The 1,676-nt window shown below is 42.7% G+C and carries 1 protein-coding gene; it reads right to left on the bottom strand.

Going from position 1 to position 1,676, the window contains the following annotated elements:
• A partial coding sequence (locus tag CTN01_RS22860; RefSeq protein ID WP_487246541.1) for a DUF5801 repeats-in-toxin domain-containing protein occupies positions 1-1,676 on the bottom strand: 1,676 nt, incomplete at both ends.

Raw genomic sequence — 1,676 nt, 5'->3', positions numbered from 1 at the left:
ATCAATGGATCACCATCGGTATCTTGCATTTGAACAGGGACATCAATGGTGATCTTACCGTCAGTCACATCCACAAATTTACCGTCGGCATTGAGGTGATCAAGCGGTAGAGACTGCTTAATAGCCAGATCAACCGTGACATCGCCATTCGCCAATGACGATGGTGTCATGGTAATGCTCACCGCTTCCTGACCACCTGCTGTCACACCCGTAATAGTAATTACGCCATTAGCATCATTGTGAACAGTGAAAGTCAGTGCTTCACCATTGGACGTTAAGCCATTAAGCTCTTTTACTAAATCTGCTTGTGCGCTATCAGCAACCTTCAAGCTATTAGCAACTAATGCATCATCTGTGGCATTAACCGTAAAGTGCGTATCTGCAGAGACTGGATACCCTTTATTTGTATTTGGATATTCAATATCACCTTCAGTGATAGTAATGTTTGCTACAACACCTTCGCCCGATGCATCAGTACCATCTTTAATCGTGATGTTTAATTCACCATTAGCCGTATCACCGTCTTTATCTGTCGCGGTAACATCGAGCTTAATATCAGCAATATCTGCACTGTTTTGGTCAACAGGTCCTGTTACTTTAACGGTATAGGTACCGTCATTAGCAATTGTCACCACCATCACAGGGTTAGAGTCTGCATCAACCACGGTTAATACATTGCCATTAACAGTAAACGTTGTTTTTTCACCGTTACTGGTAATGTTGGCTAGGCCATCTTGAGTCGCATTAAAGTGAATGGTCTGAATATAATCAGAACCCACATCTAACGGGATCTGACCCTGCATCTCTTTATCAGCATCAGTGGTTTCATTGATAGTGACACCTTTATCAATACCAAACTCTGGGTTAGCGCCATCATTGATGTTAATAGTGACATTAATTGGCGTAGGCTTATCACCTGTCATCAATGGGTCACCATCGGTATCTTGCATTTGAACAGGGACATCAATGGTGATCTTACCGTCAGTCACATCAACAAATTTACCGTCGGCATTGAGGTGATCAAGCGGTAGAGACTGCTTAATAGCCAAATCAACCGTGACATCGCCATTCGCCAATGACGATGGTGTCATGGTAATGCTCACCGCTTCCTGACCACCTGCTGTCACACCTGTAATAGTAATTACGCCATTAGCATCAGTGTGAACAGTAAAGTTCAGTGCTTCACCATTGGACGTTAAGCCATTAAGCTCTTTTACTAAATCTGCTTGTGCGCTATCAGCAACCTTCAAGCTATTAGCAACTAATGCATCATCTGTGGCATTAACCGTAAAGTGCGTATCTGCAGAGACTGGATACCCTTTATTTGTATTTGGATATTCAAGATCGCCTTCTGTAATGCTGATATTGGCGACAACACCTTCACCGGTTGGGTTTAAACCATCTTTAATATGGATTTCTAATTGGCCGGTGTTACTCACATCACCGTCTTTATCGGTTGCAGTAACAGCCAGATTAATATCAACGGTATCGCCTTTGCTGTTGTCTTGCTCTATTGGCAGGTATTGATGAACCGTGTAACTGCCATCGTTATTAATTTCAATCGTCATGACCGCAGCGCCATCATTCGCACCACCGTCGATAACAACTTTAATTTCATTACCATCAACCACATAACGGGTTGTTTGGTTATTAGAAATAATACCTTCAAGTGACGG

It is taken from the genome of Photobacterium angustum (genome assembly GCF_003026365.1).
GTDB classification, from domain to species: Bacteria; Pseudomonadota; Gammaproteobacteria; order Enterobacterales; family Vibrionaceae; genus Photobacterium; species Photobacterium angustum.
Note: the sequence above shows the minus strand (reverse complement) of the source record. Positions and strands in the feature narration are given on the sequence as shown.